Annotated in this window: 1 pseudogene; it reads right to left on the bottom strand. The window is 61.5% G+C overall.

Annotated elements, in window-relative coordinates:
* Positions 1–194: pseudogene (locus tag P0D96_RS48620) on the bottom strand (enoyl-CoA hydratase/isomerase family protein); the annotation flags it as partial.
* Between the last annotated feature and the right edge of the window lie 97 nt (positions 195–291).

Here is a 291-nt window from a genome sequence, read left to right as displayed (position 1 = left end):
TAGCCGTCTACCGCACTTTCGAAGACCACCACTCTGACATGCTCGTCGGCTTCTAGCGCGTTGATGAGTTCGTGGAATTGCCCGACCATCGGCGGGCCCATCACGTTGATCGGCGGGTGGTCGATCGTGACACGCCAACAGGCCGGGGAGTGCCGTGCAACCTTAAGTTGAGTTGGGGTTGTCGTCGCATTCATGATGGGACTCCTGTCACCGACAGATGCGCGCGGGCGCCTTGGCCGCGCCGGAACAGAACTAGGCCTGCAGAACCTTGAGCAGTTCCCTGGCGGTCGG

The organism is Paraburkholderia sp. RL17-347-BIC-D, assembly GCF_046027915.1.
Taxonomy (GTDB): Bacteria; Pseudomonadota; Gammaproteobacteria; order Burkholderiales; family Burkholderiaceae; genus Paraburkholderia.
The sequence above is the reverse complement of the archived record's forward strand: the minus strand, read 5'-3'. Positions and strand labels throughout refer to the sequence as shown.